Genomic DNA, 16,366 nt, shown 5'->3' on the forward strand with positions numbered 1-16,366 from the left:
TTCGAGAAGCTGCTCGCCGCCATTTGCGAAGGGCGAGTTGGCGCTGTGGTCTCGATTGAGGCCTCTCGGCTGGCCCGCAACGGCAGGGATTGGCATACGCTCCTGGAGTTCTGCGGGCTCGTTGGAACACTGATCGTCGATGAGGATGGCGTCTACGATCCGCGCCACCCCAACGATCGCCTTCTGCTCGGCATGAAGGGCACGATGAGCGAGATGGAGCTGTCTATCTTTCGGCAACGCTCGCTTGAAGCCTTGAAGCAGAAGGCACGCAGGGGTGAGCTCTTCCTCAACGTCGCCATTGGCTATCTCAAGGTCTCCCACGATCGGATCGAGAAGGACCCTGATCGGCGCATTCAGGAGGCGCTCGCACTCGTGTTCACCAAGTTTGCCGAGATGCAGACACTGCGCCAGGTCCACCTCTGGTTACGGCAGGAGCGAATCACTTTGCCCGCGGTCGGCCATGGCCCCGAGGGCCGCCACGTCGAATGGAAGTTACCAGTGTACAATACGATCTACCACATCCTGACCAATCCCGCCTATGCTGGCGCCTATGTCTTCGGGCGCTCGGGCAGTCGGGTGACGATCGAGGCCGGCCGCAAGAGGATCGTGCGGGGCTTCCGGCGCGAGCGGAACGACTGGGAGGTTTTGATCAAGGACCACCATGAGGGCTACATTACGTGGGCGGAGTTCGAGAGGAATCACGCCTGATCACCGACAACGCCAATGGAAAAAGCTTCATGAGTCGTGGCTCGGTCCGCCGCGGCGAAGGCCTTCTCGCGGGGCTTCTTCGTTGCGGCCACTGCGGCCGCAAACTTCACGTTGCCTACAGCGGCACGCACAGTACTGTTGGGCGCTATCATTCCCGCGGTAGCCAGATCAACCATGGTGGAGATCCGTGCATCTCATTCGGCGGTCTGCGCGCGGATCGCGCGATCAGCGCGGAGGTCATCGCGCGGCTGCAGCCACTGGGTGTACAGGCGGCGCTGGCGGCCATGAAAGCGCGCGGGCGTGAACACGCCGACAAGCTGCGTCAGCTCGATTTGACTCTGGAGCAGGCACGCTACGAGGCAACTCGCGCTCGTCGGCGATACGAGGCTGTCGATCCGGACAACCGCCTTGTTGCCGGCGAGTTGGAGCGGCGCTGGAACGAACGCCTGGTCGCTGTCCGCGAGCTTGAGGGCGAGCGCGAGACGTTGTTGGCTACGCCGGAGATGACGTTGAGCGACATCGATCGCAATCGGTTACTTGCGCTTGGTGCCGATCTCGAGGGAGCTTGGGTAAGTCCGGGTGCAACAGCTGCGACGCGCAAGAGGATCATCCGAAGCTTGATCCATGAGATCGTTGTTCGCATCCGCGACGAGGTGCTGGACTTGATTGTCCACTGGCATGGCGGCGATCACACGGCATTGCAGGTGAGGAAGAACCGCGCCGGCGAGCACCGCTGGAGCACAGCGGCAGATGTGGTCGATCTCGTTCGTGTCCTCGCGCGTCAGATGCCCGACAGCACCATCGCCGCGGTTCTCAACCGCGCCAGTAGGTCGACGGGGCGGGGCAACAGTTGGACCCGTGTCCGCGTTCGCAGCCTGCGCAACCAACACGCCATCGCGGCCTACCGAGAGGGCGAGCGCGCCGAGCGTGGAGAGGTCACTTCGGACGAAGCTGCAACTGCGTTGAAAGTCAGTCCTTCGACGGTTCGCCGTCTGATCAAAGAACGCAGCTTGCCTGCGCAGCAGCTGTGCAAAGGCGCACCGTGGATGATCAAAGCGGTTGATCTGGAACATCCCGATGTCAAGCGCGCCGCGCATGCGCGGCGGTTCCGGCGGCCATCGTCTGGCGATCCGGGTCAAAAAGAACTTCAACTCTAAGGGTGTAGCGAGATGGGCAGTATGAATCTGACTCGGGCGGACCGAGCAGCAGCACTTTCTCGCCGTTGGCGATCCAACGTGACGCGGCCAGGTCGCGGATCTGCTTCGGATCGATCGACGGCTGCGCCTCGAAGTCGAAGCCCGCAAGCTCCTTCACGGCCGGGAAGTGTGCGAGTTTTAGTGCCATCTCGATGCGGCGATGATCCTTGCGCGCAATCTCGCGCTCGCACAGCAGGATCAGTGTCTCACGCGCCGACAAGTTCGCACGCGCCGCCTCGTCGAGCAGGTTGTCGAGCTGGTCGCGGATACCGGAGAGCTGCAATCGCGCCAGCATGGCGTCCAGCGGGTCGGTGGGGGCTTCGGTTGTTCTCTTTGCGCGCGCCATCAGAAAGTCCCTCCGATCACTGCTTCGTATTCGGCAAGAGGACGCAACAACGAGGGCAGTGGAGAAGGCGCCGACACTGTTGGGGTCGCGCTTGCCGGTTGGCAGACCGCGCCATTGCGGCCGGCAACCCCGTCGAGGTGGGCGGAATCGACAATCCGCAGCCGGCGCCCCTCCGATTGCTTGTGCACTGCTACCTGGTGCAATCCATGGCGGATCCGCACTTCGCCGGCCGCGATCGTTACCGCCACGCGCTCGCCAATCAGGCGCCACGGTACCGAGTAGCTGTTCGTGTCGATCTCGACGGCGCAATCATTGCCGACGACGCGGGTCAGTTCACGCAAGGATCCGAACGAGGGCTGCCCGCCGAGCGGCTTCAACCGATGTATCTCGTCGCGGGCGAAGCGGATGATCGGCGCCTCTCCAGTCGTGCCATGGATACGAACGTTCGCAACCTCACGCTCCCACCTGTCGAGATGCGCCTCGAATGCTTCCCAGGTTGGGAAGGAATGGCCGGCGATCGCGTTCTTCTTCACGTAGCCGACGCCTTTCTCCGTCTTGCCCTTCGTGCGCGCCCGATATGGTGCGCAAGCGCGAGGACGGAAGTCCCAATGTTTTGCGAAGGCGATCAGCTTGTCGTTAAACTGAACCGACCGGCTCACCGCGTCATGGCGCACGACAAGCGCCCGAGGATTATCCATCAGCACTTCCTCCGGCACACCGCTGAAGGTCGTGAATGTGCTCTCCAGCCCGGCGGACCAATGCTCCTGCCTCTCGGCCCGGAACGCACGCACATGCAGCCGGCGCGAATGCCCAAGCGTTGCCACGAACACGAATGCCTTGACTTTCGCCCCTCCGATCTCGACCAGGCGCTCGCCAAAGTCGATCTGCAGCTGCCGGCCTGGCGGCGTCTCGAACCGCGTCGTTGCCAGCGCCTCCGCCTTCAGCGCCTGACGATAGGGCTGCACGGCGCGTTGCAGCGTCCGCCGGCTGACTGCCACGCCTTGCTCGGCCAACTGGTCCTGGCGCACCACGTCGGCATTGCCGCGATGCCGAATGAACCTCTCGCGCAGCCAACCCTCAAGGCCGTCGAGACGCTTCGGCCGCTCAGGCGACTTGAACGGCTTCACCCCGCCCGCCGCCACGTAGTCCTTCACCGTGTGATGGCTGCAGCCCAGCTGCCGCGCAATCCGCTTCACACCCCACCCGCACGCCCTCAGGCGCAACATCTCCGCCACGTCATCCGGCGTCTTCATCACCTGCCCCCGTGGATCACTCCACGGCGAGCCTCCAGTGATTCGTTCCTGCTTCATTCACTCTCTCCTCAGCTATCCGAGGAGGGGGCAATTCCTCGTGACGCTGAGGGGCGCATTGCCTCACTAAAAATGTTACCGGACAACTTCCCTGTCGTGTCTGGGGCGGAGCTGCCGAATCAGTTCGGTGGCGGGTATGGCAGGGAAGATCAGCATGCGCGCAAAGCGCGAGATCACATCAGCGCTGGTGGAGCGTTATCGGGCGAGCGGACGGCTCGAGAAGGCACGGATCCTGGACGAGCTGTGTGCCGTTACGGGATGGCATCGCAAGCACGCGATCCGAGCACTGTCGGTGGACAGGGCATCGAGATCGGCCGTGCCGCGACGACGAGGCCGGACCTACGGAGCTTCCATTCGCGTTGCACTGATTGTGCTATGGGACGCCTCTGACCGGCTCTGCAGTAAGCGGCTCGTCGCGATGATCCCATTTTTACTTCCGGCTCTTGAACGGCACGGCAGATTGAAGCTTTCTGCCGATGACAGGTCGAAGGTTTTGAAGGTGAGCGCGGCGACGATCGATCGTCTGCTGAGCGACGTAAAGATCGCAGCGGCCGGAGGACGCCGACGGCGGGCGGGCTTTTCCAGCGCCGTACGGCGCCAAGTCCCGGTGCGTACATTCAATGACTGGGGATCACCTCCGCCGGGATACTGCGAAGCGGATCTGGTTGCGCACGGCGGCATGTCCGTATCCGGCGCGTTCATTCAGACGCTAACAATGGTAGATATCGCAACGGGGTGGACCGAATGCCTTCCGCTCGTCGTGCGTGAAGCAGCTCTTGTGGTCGAAGCTCTCGAGCGCGCGCAGAACCTATTTCCCTGGCCCGTTCGGGGGCTCGATTTTGACAACGACAGCGCCTTCATGAACGACACGGTCGTAACGTGGTGCCGTTCTCACGATGTCGAAGTCACCCGTTCGAGGGCCTACAAAAAGAACGATCAGGCATTCGTTTAACAAAAGAACGGAGCTATCGTTCGCCGCCTGGTGGGCTACGGGCGGTTTGAAGGCATTGATGCCGCTCGCTCATTAGCTCGCCTGTTTGCGGCGGCACGGCTGCACATCAATTTCTTCCAGCCCTCGTTTAAGCTGAAGGAGAAGCACCGCGAAGGTGCCAAGATGATCAAGCACTATCTTCCTCCCGCTACGCCATACGAAAGAGCGTTGGTCCACCCGAGGCTAAATGAGGCATTCAAAGGTCGGCTGCGGGAGATTTACCGGACGCTTGATCCGGTGGCATTGCTGGCACAGATGCGGGACGCTCAGAATGAGCTGGGTAAGCGGGTCGATCAACGGGCTGGAAAGTCAGCGATGACTGTAGCGCCGGTGCAAAGCGACTTGGCGGCCTTTGCCGGAGGGCTCGGCGATGGTTGGAAACAGGGTGAGCAGCGGAGCATTCATAGGCGGCCCTACGTGCGGCGCAAGCCTGTGCCACGTCGGCCATCGATGCTCGAGCCCTACATTCCCATCATTGAGGAATGGCTCGCTGCGGCTCCGCACTTGTCCGCGGTCGATATTCTCTCCCGGCTGGAAGCGCATGCGCCCGGTCGGTTCAGCGGCCATCAGCGGCGTACGGTGCAGCGACTGGTGAAGAGTTGGCGATCAAAGGCCGCTCGACAGCTGATCGGCAGCGCAGAGATCACCTTGAGCACCGACCCGCGCTCCGTGCGTGAGGTTCAAGGCCCCACAAGTGCGTTCGCCTAATCACCGCAAGCCGCTCGCTCGCTACAGCGCTATGGATGGCGCGCTTCGCGAGCGGCTTGCTCGGACTCGCGGCAGGCCGGATCCGGCAAGAACTGGGCTCCGTTTCGGTAACATTCTCATCTGAGGCAATATGAGGGGGCAGTTTTCCATGGCGCGCGACAGTGAACCGGGGAGCAAGGCGCCGACTGCCTCCCACAGGGCGTCAATCTTTCAGCTCCGCCCTTGCCCGCACCATCGCTTTCCACTTCGAGTACGCGCTTTCGATCGTGTTGTCATGATGGCTCTCCATCCAAAATCATCGCTCAGTGCTCGTGCCATCATCTACCTCTCTTAAGTGGGTGTTGAATCAGCTTCGGCCCACATTGTCACCTCACAATCGATTCATCGATCACATGATCTGCTCTAGTCTAGGCTTCCATCGAGAATTGAGGAAAGGTGGAGCGGTGGTCGCGTCCTTCGAGAGCCTCCTCGGCTCACCGCGTCGCCAATGCCTCTGAAGTACATGGCGGTTACCTCGTCTGCCGCTCTCTATTCTGTCTCACATCTCAAATATTTTCCGAGGCGCACTTGTTAGAACTTCCACACCCCCGTCAGTAACGCGGAACGTCTCGCTGATGACGTAGCCGAAATCCTCGTCAATCCAATTTCCCAACATCAAATGGAATACCATATTCGGCTTTAGCTCCGTCATGTCCCCGTCCTTCAGGCTCGCGGTGGGCTCAACCCAACCGATCCCATGCGCATAACCACAACGAGACTCCTTCGTATATCCGGCCTGTGCGATTGTCCGATAGAAAGCATTAGCAACGTCGCTACAAGTGACTCCAGGCCGGACAGTATTAAGCGCAACCTCAAGACCCGCGGCTTGCGCGTCATGAACGCGCCGCAAACGCTCCGAAGGGGTGCCGATCGAAAAGGTTCGCATAATAGCGGCACAGTATCCATGGCGAACGCCGGCAAGTTCAAGATTGATCTGAGAACCTTTGCGGAAGACATCTTCACTCCAAGCAATGTGGGACGTGCCAGTACGCGGTGAGGAACACAAACTGATCTGACTGACCATCGTTCCGGGTTTGCCGTTTGCGCCGCGCGCCAGCGTCCCCAAGATCTCCGCGACAGCATCTGCTTCTCGAACACCTGGCTGGATCACTTCTGCGGCTCTCATGATCGCCGCATCGGCGATTGCGGCTGCTTCCCGCATGACGGTTATCTCAAGGTCGGACTTGACGAGCCGGATCCAAGCTACAGCTCTGGTGCAATCTACGATCTTGGCATCCGGCATTCGCCGCTTAAACTTTTCCGCCGACGGCGCTGACAGAGTACTTAATTCGAGACCGACGCTTCCCGTCCCAAGACCTGCTTCAGCAATGTAATCGATCACAGCGTCGAAGCCGTCCTTATCAGGATTGCCAATGAGCGCTTCGGGATAGCCAATGATCTTACCGCGATCCAAAAATGTCTGGTGGATGGCTGCCGGCGTATCCTGCCGACGCAGGATGAACGTCGGCTCCTCCTCGTCCATCGAGACCACGAGCCCCTGCGGGACGTAGCCCGACAGGGAGGTGTAACCAGTGAGATATGTGATGTTACTCGAGTCCAACACGATTAGTGCATCGATATTGCGCCGCCCCATTTCCGCCTTCACGGCACTAAGCCTGCGGAGAAACTCGGCTCGAGGAAATGCTTGTGGTCCCTTAGCAATTGCCATTCTTAGCCTCCGTTGGTTAGTCTGTTTGCGCTCGATACTGGCTCAACGCGGCTACGCATTCAGCCGGTGCTGCCGGTTGTGTCGGGAATTTCCATGATCCCAAACCCGGCTGCTGGATTGCTTATTTCTCGTACGTCCTACCGCTGCCCGTAGCTTCAGCGCGCCTGTAGGCAAGCGAGGCGATGGCGGTGTCTTGAGCGCCCGTGCCGGTGAGGTCGGCAATCGTGATTTGTAGTGCGCTCACGCGGCCCGGCGTCGACCCAGCAACGATCTCGCCAAGTTCGGGAAAGCTCGCGTCGTCCAAAACGGCGCCGGCGGTGATAGCGTGATGAAGTTCTCCAAGACGACGCGCCTGCCTTAGGTCATCGGCAACATAGAGATCGGCAAGTGGGATCGCGGCGGGGTCGATCTCATTTTTATGCCCGGCATCCGATCCCATCGCAGTTACGTGCTGCCCAGGTCTCAGCCAGTCCGCTTTCAGCACGGGCTGGCTCGCTGGCGTAGTAGTGACGATGATATCCGAGCCCGCCACAGCCCTCGCCGGGTCCGCGTATGCAGTGACAGAAATGCCGAATCGAACAGACAACTCCTGCGCGACCGCTTCGGCCTTTGCGGCATCGCGCGCCCAGATCCTGGCTTGGCAGATAGGTCGAACGAGCGCCAGTGCCTGCAGCTGCAGCCTTGCCTGCATCCCGGCGCCGAAGATTGCGGCCACTGAGGCATCATCGCGCGCAAGATGTTTTGCCGCTACGGCGCCCGCGGCAGCCGTACGCACATCAGTCAGATAGCCGTTGTCGAGCAGCAGCGCCTGCACCAGGCCCGTTTTGCTGGAGAACAACGCCATCAAGCCGTTTGTGCTCGGCAAACCGATTTTAGGATTGTCAAAAAAACCGGGACTGATCTTAACGGCAAAGCCGTCAAGTTTCGGCAAGTAAGCTGTCTTGATGTCCACCTCACCTCGATTTTCCGGAATATCGAGGCGAAGGATCGGCGGCATCCTCACTGCCTCAGTGGCAAGCGAACGGAATGCATCTTCTACACACTGCACTGCTCCGAGGTCGAGCGGTACCAGCTGCCTGAGGTCGCTTTCAGTCAATATCCTAATGGCTGGCATCAGATGGCATTCCTAAGAGGATTGGTCTCGCCGCTGACAATGCGACAATGCAGGTCCATGTCGATGTTGCGGCCAGAAAGCACGAGCGCAATAGGCTCCCGCAGGCCGGCGATCTTGCCGGCGAGCAGCGCCGCGATGCCCACCGCACCTGCGCCCTCAAGGATCTCACGCTCCTCATTGTATGCGTGACGTATGCCGGTCGCGATCTCGCTCTCCGTCAGCAGCACCACATCGTCGAGCAAAGCTTGGCACATGGCAAAGGTAAGCTCGTTATCTAGGCCGATGCCGCCGCCGAGAGAGTCGGCAAGGCTTGGAACTTCATCCACCTTTACCGGATGGCCTGCATCGATGCTCGCCTTCATGGCCGCGCAACGTTGAATGGAAATTCCGATGATCTGGGCGGCAGGGCGCACGCCCTTGATTGCCGCGGCAACTCCGGCGGCCAGCCCACCGCCGGAGAGCGGCACGAGCACTGTCGCGACATCTGGCATGGCATCAACGATATCGAGGCCGAGCGTTGCCTGCCCGGCGATAATATCGGGATGATCGAAGGGAGGCAGCATCAAGAGCCCATCATCGGCCGCCAAGCGATCAGCCTCTTCTTGGGCGTCATCCTGCGAACACCCGATGATCCGCACGTCGGCGCCAAGTCGGCGAATCTCCGAAACCTTGTTTTCCGGCACTAGGCGCGACATGCAGATCGTGGCACGCGAACCCAGCGCCCGCGCGGCATGAGAAAGCGCCCTGCCATGATTACCCGTTGAGGCTGCAACGACGCCCCGCGCTCGTTCGGCTTGGTTGAGCCTCAACATCGCGTTCGTCGCGCCACGCAGTTTGAAACTCCCCGTCGTTTGGTAATGCTCGAGCTTCATACCCACCGAGACGCCGCAGAAATGCGAGAGCGCCGGTGACGAGACAAATGGCGTCTTGAGGACATAATCGGTGATGCGCCGTCGGGCATCCTGGATAGTATCGAACGTGATCACGGACACTCGCTAGGTGGAAATGAATAGAGGGTGGAGGACCCACCCTGCGCTTTGCCTGGCAGGGCACTCGACTGCACGAGATCGCTAAGCGTCTGCGCGGGCGTCTTCCTGCCGCTGCTGCTCGCGAAGGCTATCGGCGCTCTGATGCCAATAGCCGTCCAAAGCCTTCAACCGACCTGTGATAACCAGCCAGACGAAGAGCGTCCCAAGCCATCGCCTGGGTACTCGTGACGACCGGGATGCCGAGCTCATTTTCCAGTCTGGCAATATGCGGCACGATGGGAGTCGCGGTGCACGACACGAACAGCGCATCCGGCGACGAACGCGCAACTAGAGTTTTGGCCCCATGAAAGATCGACTCTTGTCGGAGTTCCCCCATTTCGGCGTCGGTATGCTTATCGAATGTTCCATCCGCAACGACGTCGAACCCTCTGTTGTCGAAGAAGGGAACAATGGCCGATCGGTGGAAGTCGAGGGAATAAGGCGTCAATATCGCTATTTTCCGCGCACTCAGTTGCTTCAGTGCGGCTATCGCTGCTATGGCCGGGGACGTGCACTTTGCTCCCGGACGCGCCTTCTCTAGCTCTGATAATAATTTGCTCTCGCCCATTGCGATAGTAGCGCTTGTGCAACTGAAGGCCAACACATCGAAGCGTCCGACCGGCGGAAGCGTATCTGCCACCTCGGGAAAGGACGTCGCTACCGCGAAACCACCGTTGCTGTGGTCGTACGCAGTTCTTGTCGCGAACACTAACACGTCGTCCTTCGGCATGATGGACGTAAACGCATCGCCTCCCACTTCATCTGAAGAAAGGAGGATTAGACCTATCCTAACCACCGCGCCTGATCGCTCGGTCGCAGCATCGAAGATGATTGTCGATCCTTGTTTGCCCATCACGTCCTTCCAAAAGTGGTTGGCGTTCGAGATCTTGAGGCCACAAACTTGCACTCCCAAACACCTCTGAACTTTTCTGATACGAAGTTACACCACATTGCCGCCCTATGATCAGAATACGGCTATGTGGCTACTCTGCCGATTTCCAAGTGCGTAACGACGCTCGAGAAAGTGCAGTGCCATTGCGGAGGGTACACTAACAACCAGAAAGAAAACGCCAACCATCGTAATCGGTTCAAGGTACCGGTAGTTGATGTTCGCGATAATTCGTGCCTGCGCCATCACCTCAACAATGGTGACCAGGGATAGAAGGGGCGTCTCTTTGAACATGGAGACGACGTAGTTGCCAAGGGCCGGCACCATTGGAGGCACAGCCTCCGGGACTATGACGTATCTCCAAGTCTGAAAATGAGAAAGATTCAGCGCCTTAGCGGCCTCCCACTGTCCGCGATCGACGTTATCGATGCCTGCGCGAAATACCTCTGATGTATAGCTCGAATAATGAATGCCAAGCGCCAGCAAACCAGCGGTTAAGGGGCTCAAATAGATGCCAATATCTGGCAAGATATAGAACGCAAAGTACAGTTGGACGAGAAGTGGCGTACCACGAATAAATTCAACCGCATAACCTAGAACTGAAGCCACAGTCGGCCCTGCCCAACGTCTGCCAATGCCGATCGCGAGACCAATTAGCATGGATAATACAGAACCAAGTAGGCTAGCCAGAACGGTGAACTTCAGCCCCTCAACGAGCTTCGGAAGTATTTGAAAGGCAAAAGCCCAATCCCAACTCATCGCGTCCTCCTTCAGGCAGCCTTGGGCGTGAGCCGCCGCTCCAGCGCACGCATCACTTTTGAGATAAACAGCGCCAGAGCGAAGTATAGGATCAGAATAGTTAGGAATGGGATCGCTGTGTTTCCAGTTTGGGTTCGCATTGTTTGTGCGCGAAAGGTCATGTCGGAAAGTGAAATGAGGGACACTATCGAAGTGCTCTTAAGCAGTTCGACAAAGCTGTTTGAGAATGGAGGGATCATCAGTAGAAGCGCTTGAGGCAATAGTACGCGTCTTAGGCGCTGCCACCGGCTAAGATTGAGAGCAATACACGCCTCCAATTGCTCACGCGGTAAGGCGAGCATCGCGCCGCGGACAATCTCCGACGCGTAGGCTCCTGAGTTCAACCCGAGAACGAGCACGGCCGCCTGGAAAGGCGTCAGCGCAAGGCCGAAGAGGGGCAGCACGAAATAGGCCCAGAAAAGCTGGACGTACATGGACGTGCCGCGGAAAAATTCGGTGAAAATGCGGGCTGACAGACGCAACCACGTTGATTTCGACAGGCGCGCAAAGCCCACCGTAAAAGCGATGCCAGCAGCCAGGAGGTTCCCTAGGACGGTGAGCTCTATCGTGAGGATCACACCGGGCAAGATGTAGGAGACGAGTTGACTTGGCGCCAGCATTAGAGGCTGAGTCCCGCAGCGACGATCTTCCGCAGGAAGAGTTTCGTCCTCTCCTGCTGCGGATTCCGAAAGATCTCTCCTGGCGGGCCCTCTTCCACGATACGGCCTCCATCCAAGAATAGCACGCGGTCAGCGAAGTCGCGCGCAAAGCTCATTTCGTGGGTCACAAGCAGCATCGTCATGTCCGTTTCGAGAGCGAGCTTGCGCATAACATTGAGCACCTCCTCAACAAGCTCAGGATCCAGAGCTGATGTCACCTCGTCGAACAGCATTACCTTGGGCTTCAACGCGAGCGCGCGAGCAATCGCCGCGCGCTGCTTTTGGCCGCCCGACAATTCCGCGGGAAGAGCGTGGGCCTTGTGGGCCATTCCAACCATCTCCAGCAGTTCCATCGCAAGAGCCCTGGCGTCGGCTTCCTTAACGCCCTGCGTGAGGATCGGTGCTAATGTGACATTGCGTAACACATTCATGTGGGGAAAAAGATTGAACTGCTGAAATACCATACCAATGTTGGTGCGCATTTTATGCAGATGCATTTCCCGCCGCCGCGGGCTCAAACCAGCTGTCTCCGGGCTCCAAAGCGGTTGGCCGCCGACGAAAATGCTGCCTCCCTGAATGGTCTCAAGCGTCATCAGGATGCGCAAGATTGTGGTTTTGCCGCTGCCCGAAGCGCCTATGAGTGCCAGTTTTTCGCCCGGCGATACGCTAAGACTCAGATCGGTCAAAACGGCGTGTGCTCCATATAGCTTATGGACATTGTTGAATTGCACCATGGGTGACGGCATATGGCTTCCAATTAGGAGATCGGCACACGAGTTGGCTAAAGCAAACTGCGGCCTTGTTGGCGGCAACGACAAAACAAGACAAACGCGAGCTTTGCCGCCCAGGCTCCGCGTTAAGTGAGGGGCGCGCTCGATGGGCACGCCCCATTACTTATCGGTCGATCACTTCGTGCACAGCTGTTTCGTCGTAATGTCGTCCGTACCCATGTACGACTCCGAACCGTACTTCTTGTAGATCTCATAGAATTTGCCGCTGGCCTTGATCTTCGCAAGACCTCGATTGTAGGCGTCACGGAGCTCCGCATTGTCCTTGCTGAAAGCAGCACCGCCGCAGGAGGGCTTAACGCCCTCAACACGCACAAACTGCGTCACCGCCGGATTCCCAAGCCGCTTCTGTAGATCTGCCGACGCGCCAGAATCGAGCGCAAACACGTCGATACGCTTGTCGAGTAGCAGTTTCATTCCGGTGGTTCCGTCAGGGAAGATCACGATATTCTCATCCTTGACTCCCGCCTCGATCGCCAGCTTTTGTTCTGTGGTGCCGCCAGCGAGGCCAATCCTCAGGGACTGGTCGGCAACATCTTTATATGTCTTTACTTTGCTACCGAGGGCAATGGGCAGAATGAAACCCTCGCCGCCGCAGGTGACCGGGTCGGAGAAGAGGACCGCTTCGCACCGCTCGGGCTTGATGTAGAGACCCTGCGAAGAACTCATTGTCGCCCGGCCCGATTGCAGCGCTGGTATCATAGCGCCATACTCCATCAATTGGCCTGTGACCTTGGTTATGCCGGCCTCCTTGAGGATGGCCTCGTCTATTTCGGGGCCAAGGCCAGCAGGCGAGCCATTCTCGTCAATTCGCATCCACGGTGGCTCGTTTGCGATTGCGATGATGGCGCCGTTGGCTTTCACATTCTCCAACGATTCCGCCAGGGCAGAACTGGCGTTGATGCTAGCCGTTAACCCGACGAGAAGTGTAGGAAAAGTAGCCGCGATGCGCGCGAGGCGCGAAGATCGCAATTTGCGAGCGTATACCATTATAGTCCTTCCCCTTTTCGTTGGTGATCCAGAATGTTTCTCGGCCGCGCAGTCGGGACTCGGACGCGGGTGCACCGGTGCGTGGCACTCCCGTTGGTGCCCGAAAACAGAATCCCCAGCTGTATCGGCGATATCCAGCCGCTCACCTAAGGCAACTCGTCCTGCGGTTAGACTATCGTAGAGTAACGGTAAACAACGTCGGATCACGCGCCCGTCACGCAGGAATCCGGCAAAAATTATGAGAAAGTTACACGATTCAGACGTCCCACTTGGAGCGACCTACCGCTTCCGGTTGAAGGGGCAACGGCCTCCTCTGGGCAAAAACCTACAGCGAGCAATATCCAACAGACCTACGGCAAGCGACATTGAAACCAAAGACCTCGTCGGTGGAGGGCAGATTCTGCGAACGTCGGTCGCTCCGCACAGGCGCAAATGCCAGGTCAACGTAGAACCGAGCCATACTGGTTCATCTGTGCCTCAGGGTTTCAGCAAATCGAGTATGTATCTGACAGTGAGCTCTGTTGTCGGGGCGATCAGATCATCGGAGGCTCCGAATGTGGGAGTATGCACGTGACGTGCTCCCGGATTTTGGACCGTCCGGCTGGAGGATTTTCCGGGCCAAGGCTCACGGCGGATTTGATGCGCCGGAGCCGTTCAGGTTGAGCAGAATCTCAAAAGGCGTGCTGCCGCTAGCCTCGCAACCGGGTCAGATGAAAGGCCAGCGGATCCACTATTCCGGTATCCGTCCGGTGAAGCTTACGATTACCCACATTTTGAGTCAGAGTTTCGCGCCCGTTGCGATATCGATGAATCGTGATAATCCGCGCCACATGATCAGATTCCCTGGTGGCGGATCGTTGGCGCGGGCGAGATAGCCGCCGAGCCTGGCGATCTTGATGAGATAATGCGACAATGTCTTTCGTTGTGTGCTGACTGGCTTCACCGCGTCAGACGCCAACCGATGCGCCTTCTCATCCCGGGCGCGTGAAGTCAGTCCCATAGAGCACCTCTTCTCGAATCAGGTGCCCATCAAAGAATCACAAGTGATTCTGGCGACTCAAGTTTTTCGACTCACTGCACCTCAAAAAATGTGGGTAATCGTAAGCCTCGTCGGAGGCGTACGATGAAGTTGCGGTCGAGCAGATTCGGGGCGATCGGCAGGTCGTGGCGGCTGTCGGTGGTCCGCACCCGGCGTGGCCGCGCCATGATGGCCCTGATGCCGTGACGCCGCATCAACCGCTCGATGCGACCACGGCTCGCCCCGCGGCCCTGAGCCTTCAACTCGACATGGATACGCGGGCTGCCATAACGCCCGCGGGTGTCGCGGTGGACCCCCCTGATGTCGTCGACGAGGTCACGATTGGCAGCAGATCGTCGGCTCTCCGGGCGCGAGCGCCAGGCATAATAGCCGGCCGGCGAGACGCCGAGCACGTCGCACAGGAGCGTCACCGGATAGTCGGCGCGGCGATCTTCGATGAAGCGGAATCTCATGTCCGTGTTCCAGCAAAGATCGCGATCGACTTCCTAAGAAACAGCCACCTCAGGGCCGCAGGGAACAGCTTGCAAAACGAAGCCCAGCGATTTGGCGCGCCGCTTCAGATTGGCGAGGACGCGGCTACGATATTGTTCCTCATAGTGGTCGGCACCCGGATCTCTGTAGGATATGCCATGCCGGACGGTGTTGTAGAACAGGACCGCAATTTTGCGAGCGGTCGCCGTCACGGCCTTCGCTTTACCCGCACGAGAGGACAACCGACGATAAAATGCGCCGAGCGCCGTATCGCTCCGTCCGATGGTGGTGGCCGCCAGCCGCAACAGCGCAGCTGCCCGACTGGATGATCTCCGAGTACGCGAAGAGAGCACCTTGCCGCCCGAGATTTTGTTGCCCGGTGCCAGGCACAGCCAGGAGGTGAAGTGCTTGGCGGTCGGCCAAGCCCTCAAATCGGTGCCGCACTCGCCAATGAGCTTCAATGCAAGTGATGGACCTAGCCCATGGATCTCGGTCAGATCGACGCCGAGGACGCCGTATAGAGCGGCCCTCACATCGAACGATGGTGTATTGACCTGCTTGGTCTTTACCCGCGGTCTGGGGAGCTTGCCGACTGGCTTGGCCCCTTTGTCCGTCAGCGCCGTTATCAAGGATTCCAGCTTGCGATCGCAGTCGAGCATCTTGGCCTGGTAGGTGTCATAGAGTTCCAGCGACTGGGTGAGCGCGAAGACGTGTTCATCCCGATCATTGCCCACCAGTGCGGCGCGGATCGTCTCAATCGAGGAATGGCAGCGTACATCACGGTAGGTCGCCAACACGTCGGGATTGCGTTCGCCCGCGACAATCGCTCGGATAATTCGCATCCCGGTCGCACCGGTGATGTCAGAGACAACGTGATGAAGTTGCAGATTCATTTCCATCAGGGCCTTTTGCATGTGCTGGATGTGAGCGGCAGCGTATTCCACTAGCCGCTCGCGCTGACGCAAATAAGCCCGCAGGGTTGCGATCTCGGCATCAGGGCGGAAGCTCCCGCGCAACAGACCATAGGAATGGAGCTGGCGCAGCCATGCGGCATCGCTGACGTCTGTCTTGCGCCCAGGCACGTTCTTGGCGTAACGCGCATTGACCAAAATGACCTCGAACCCGCGCTGCTCGAGAATCTCGTAGGCTGGGATCCAATAGACCCCGGTGGATTCCATCGCGACGCTAGTCACGCCGCAGGCTTTGAACCAGTCTGCCAAATCATGCAGGTCCTGCGTAAATGTGCCGAACGCACGTACCGGAGTGTCGGTGCAGATCGGGTCGACCGCTGCCATGTGTATTTTTGATCCAATGTCGATGGCGGCTGCGCCAACATTGACGGGATTCAATTCCGGGCGGTCACCGGTCGTCCTCTTGGGCATCGCAAATCCTCCATCCGATTGTGGGCAGGAGGGTCTGGGCTATGCCAATCGTCATCTTCCTAATCGGGATCGCCGCAGGAACGGCGTCACCACTCTCAAGTTCGCATGCACCCATGGACCACGTTTTTTAACGGGGACTAGTGCCTCCAATAAGCTGACGGCCGCTACCCTCCGAGATACGAGGATAGCACGGGCTGTTTCTACCGCGCGCAGGCGGGCAACGGCCCGTGACAGTTTTTTA

The 16,366-nt window shown here is 59.0% G+C and carries 15 protein-coding genes and 2 pseudogenes; 4 read left to right on the forward strand and 13 right to left on the reverse strand.

Annotation, left to right across the window (positions count from 1 at the left end; genetic code table 11):
• Positions 1-708: recombinase family protein (locus AOQ71_RS49950; protein ID WP_162268378.1), on the forward strand; the 708-nt coding region annotated here is incomplete at its 5' end.
• A gap of 29 nt (positions 709-737) precedes the next feature.
• Entirely contained in the window at positions 738-1,865 is a 1,128-nt protein-coding gene (locus AOQ71_RS49955; protein WP_347336703.1) for a helix-turn-helix domain-containing protein, read from the forward strand.
• Positions 1,866-1,899: 34 nt separating this feature from the next.
• Here the strand turns inward: AOQ71_RS49955 and AOQ71_RS18520 are convergent.
• Positions 1,900-2,250, reverse strand: a pseudogene (locus AOQ71_RS18520) (ATP-binding protein); the annotation flags it as partial.
• Entirely contained in the window at positions 2,250-3,560 is a 1,311-nt protein-coding gene (gene istA, locus AOQ71_RS18525) for an IS21 family transposase (RefSeq protein ID WP_057748975.1), read from the reverse strand. The gene istA and the pseudogene AOQ71_RS18520, both read right to left, overlap by 1 nt.
• A 136-nt stretch (positions 3,561-3,696) precedes the next feature.
• Here istA and AOQ71_RS18530 point away from each other — a divergent pair, with 136 nt between their 5' ends.
• Positions 3,697-4,512: an ISNCY family transposase gene (locus AOQ71_RS18530; protein WP_063958261.1), complete on the forward strand. Its 816-nt coding sequence runs from the start codon at positions 3,697-3,699 to the stop codon at positions 4,510-4,512.
• Positions 4,513-4,542: 30 nt separating this feature from the next.
• On the forward strand, positions 4,543-5,259 hold the full coding sequence (locus AOQ71_RS45180) for a hypothetical protein (protein ID WP_063958262.1): 717 nt from the start codon (positions 4,543-4,545) through the stop codon (positions 5,257-5,259).
• 538 nt (positions 5,260-5,797) lie between these two features.
• Here the strand turns inward: AOQ71_RS45180 and AOQ71_RS18535 are convergent.
• From AOQ71_RS18535 to AOQ71_RS18585, 11 genes and pseudogenes are all read right to left on the reverse strand, one after another.
• On the reverse strand, positions 5,798-6,967 hold the full coding sequence (locus AOQ71_RS18535; RefSeq protein ID WP_057748977.1) for a M24 family metallopeptidase: 1,170 nt from the start codon (positions 6,965-6,967) through the stop codon (positions 5,798-5,800).
• A 121-nt stretch (positions 6,968-7,088) separates the two neighbouring features.
• Positions 7,089-8,081: an ectoine utilization protein EutC gene (eutC, locus tag AOQ71_RS18540; RefSeq protein ID WP_057748980.1), complete on the reverse strand. Its 993-nt coding sequence runs from the start codon at positions 8,079-8,081 to the stop codon at positions 7,089-7,091.
• On the reverse strand, positions 8,081-9,067 hold the full coding sequence (eutB, locus tag AOQ71_RS18545) for a hydroxyectoine utilization dehydratase EutB (protein ID WP_430648634.1): 987 nt from the start codon (positions 9,065-9,067) through the stop codon (positions 8,081-8,083). The genes eutC and eutB overlap by 1 nt, the downstream gene beginning before the upstream one ends.
• Before the next feature lie 130 nt (positions 9,068-9,197).
• A complete protein-coding gene (locus AOQ71_RS18550) occupies positions 9,198-9,962 on the reverse strand; it encodes a maleate cis-trans isomerase family protein (protein ID WP_157083569.1) in 765 nt (254 codons plus the stop codon).
• A 111-nt stretch (positions 9,963-10,073) separates the two neighbouring features.
• A complete protein-coding gene (gene ehuD, locus AOQ71_RS18555; RefSeq protein ID WP_057748988.1) occupies positions 10,074-10,757 on the reverse strand; it encodes an ectoine/hydroxyectoine ABC transporter permease subunit EhuD in 684 nt (227 codons plus the stop codon).
• A gap of 11 nt (positions 10,758-10,768) precedes the next feature.
• On the reverse strand, positions 10,769-11,416 hold the full coding sequence (gene ehuC, locus AOQ71_RS18560) for an ectoine/hydroxyectoine ABC transporter permease subunit EhuC (protein ID WP_057748991.1): 648 nt from the start codon (positions 11,414-11,416) through the stop codon (positions 10,769-10,771).
• The gene (gene ehuA, locus AOQ71_RS18565; RefSeq protein ID WP_057748994.1) at positions 11,416-12,201 is read right to left on the reverse strand and encodes an ectoine/hydroxyectoine ABC transporter ATP-binding protein EhuA; all 786 of its coding nucleotides are present in this window, start codon (positions 12,199-12,201) and stop codon (positions 11,416-11,418) included. The genes ehuC and ehuA overlap by 1 nt, the downstream gene beginning before the upstream one ends.
• Positions 12,202-12,360: 159 nt before the next feature.
• Complete coding sequence (ehuB, locus tag AOQ71_RS18570; RefSeq protein WP_057748997.1) at positions 12,361-13,233, reverse strand: ectoine/hydroxyectoine ABC transporter substrate-binding protein EhuB; 873 nt, start codon at positions 13,231-13,233, stop codon at positions 12,361-12,363.
• Between the two features lie 778 nt (positions 13,234-14,011).
• Positions 14,012-14,233: a hypothetical protein gene (locus AOQ71_RS18575; RefSeq protein ID WP_057749000.1), complete on the reverse strand. Its 222-nt coding sequence runs from the start codon at positions 14,231-14,233 to the stop codon at positions 14,012-14,014.
• A 125-nt stretch (positions 14,234-14,358) separates the two neighbouring features.
• Positions 14,359-14,748: pseudogene (locus tag AOQ71_RS18580) on the reverse strand (IS3 family transposase); the annotation flags it as partial.
• A gap of 9 nt (positions 14,749-14,757) precedes the next feature.
• Positions 14,758-16,125 carry an IS110 family RNA-guided transposase gene (locus tag AOQ71_RS18585; protein WP_057740990.1) on the reverse strand — a complete coding sequence of 456 codons (1,368 nt, stop codon included), beginning with the start codon at positions 16,123-16,125 and terminating at the stop codon, positions 14,758-14,760.
• Positions 16,126-16,366: the final 241 nt, after the last annotated feature.

It is taken from the genome of Bradyrhizobium manausense, assembly GCF_001440035.1.
In the GTDB taxonomy this organism is placed as follows: Bacteria; Pseudomonadota; Alphaproteobacteria; order Rhizobiales; family Xanthobacteraceae; genus Bradyrhizobium; species Bradyrhizobium manausense.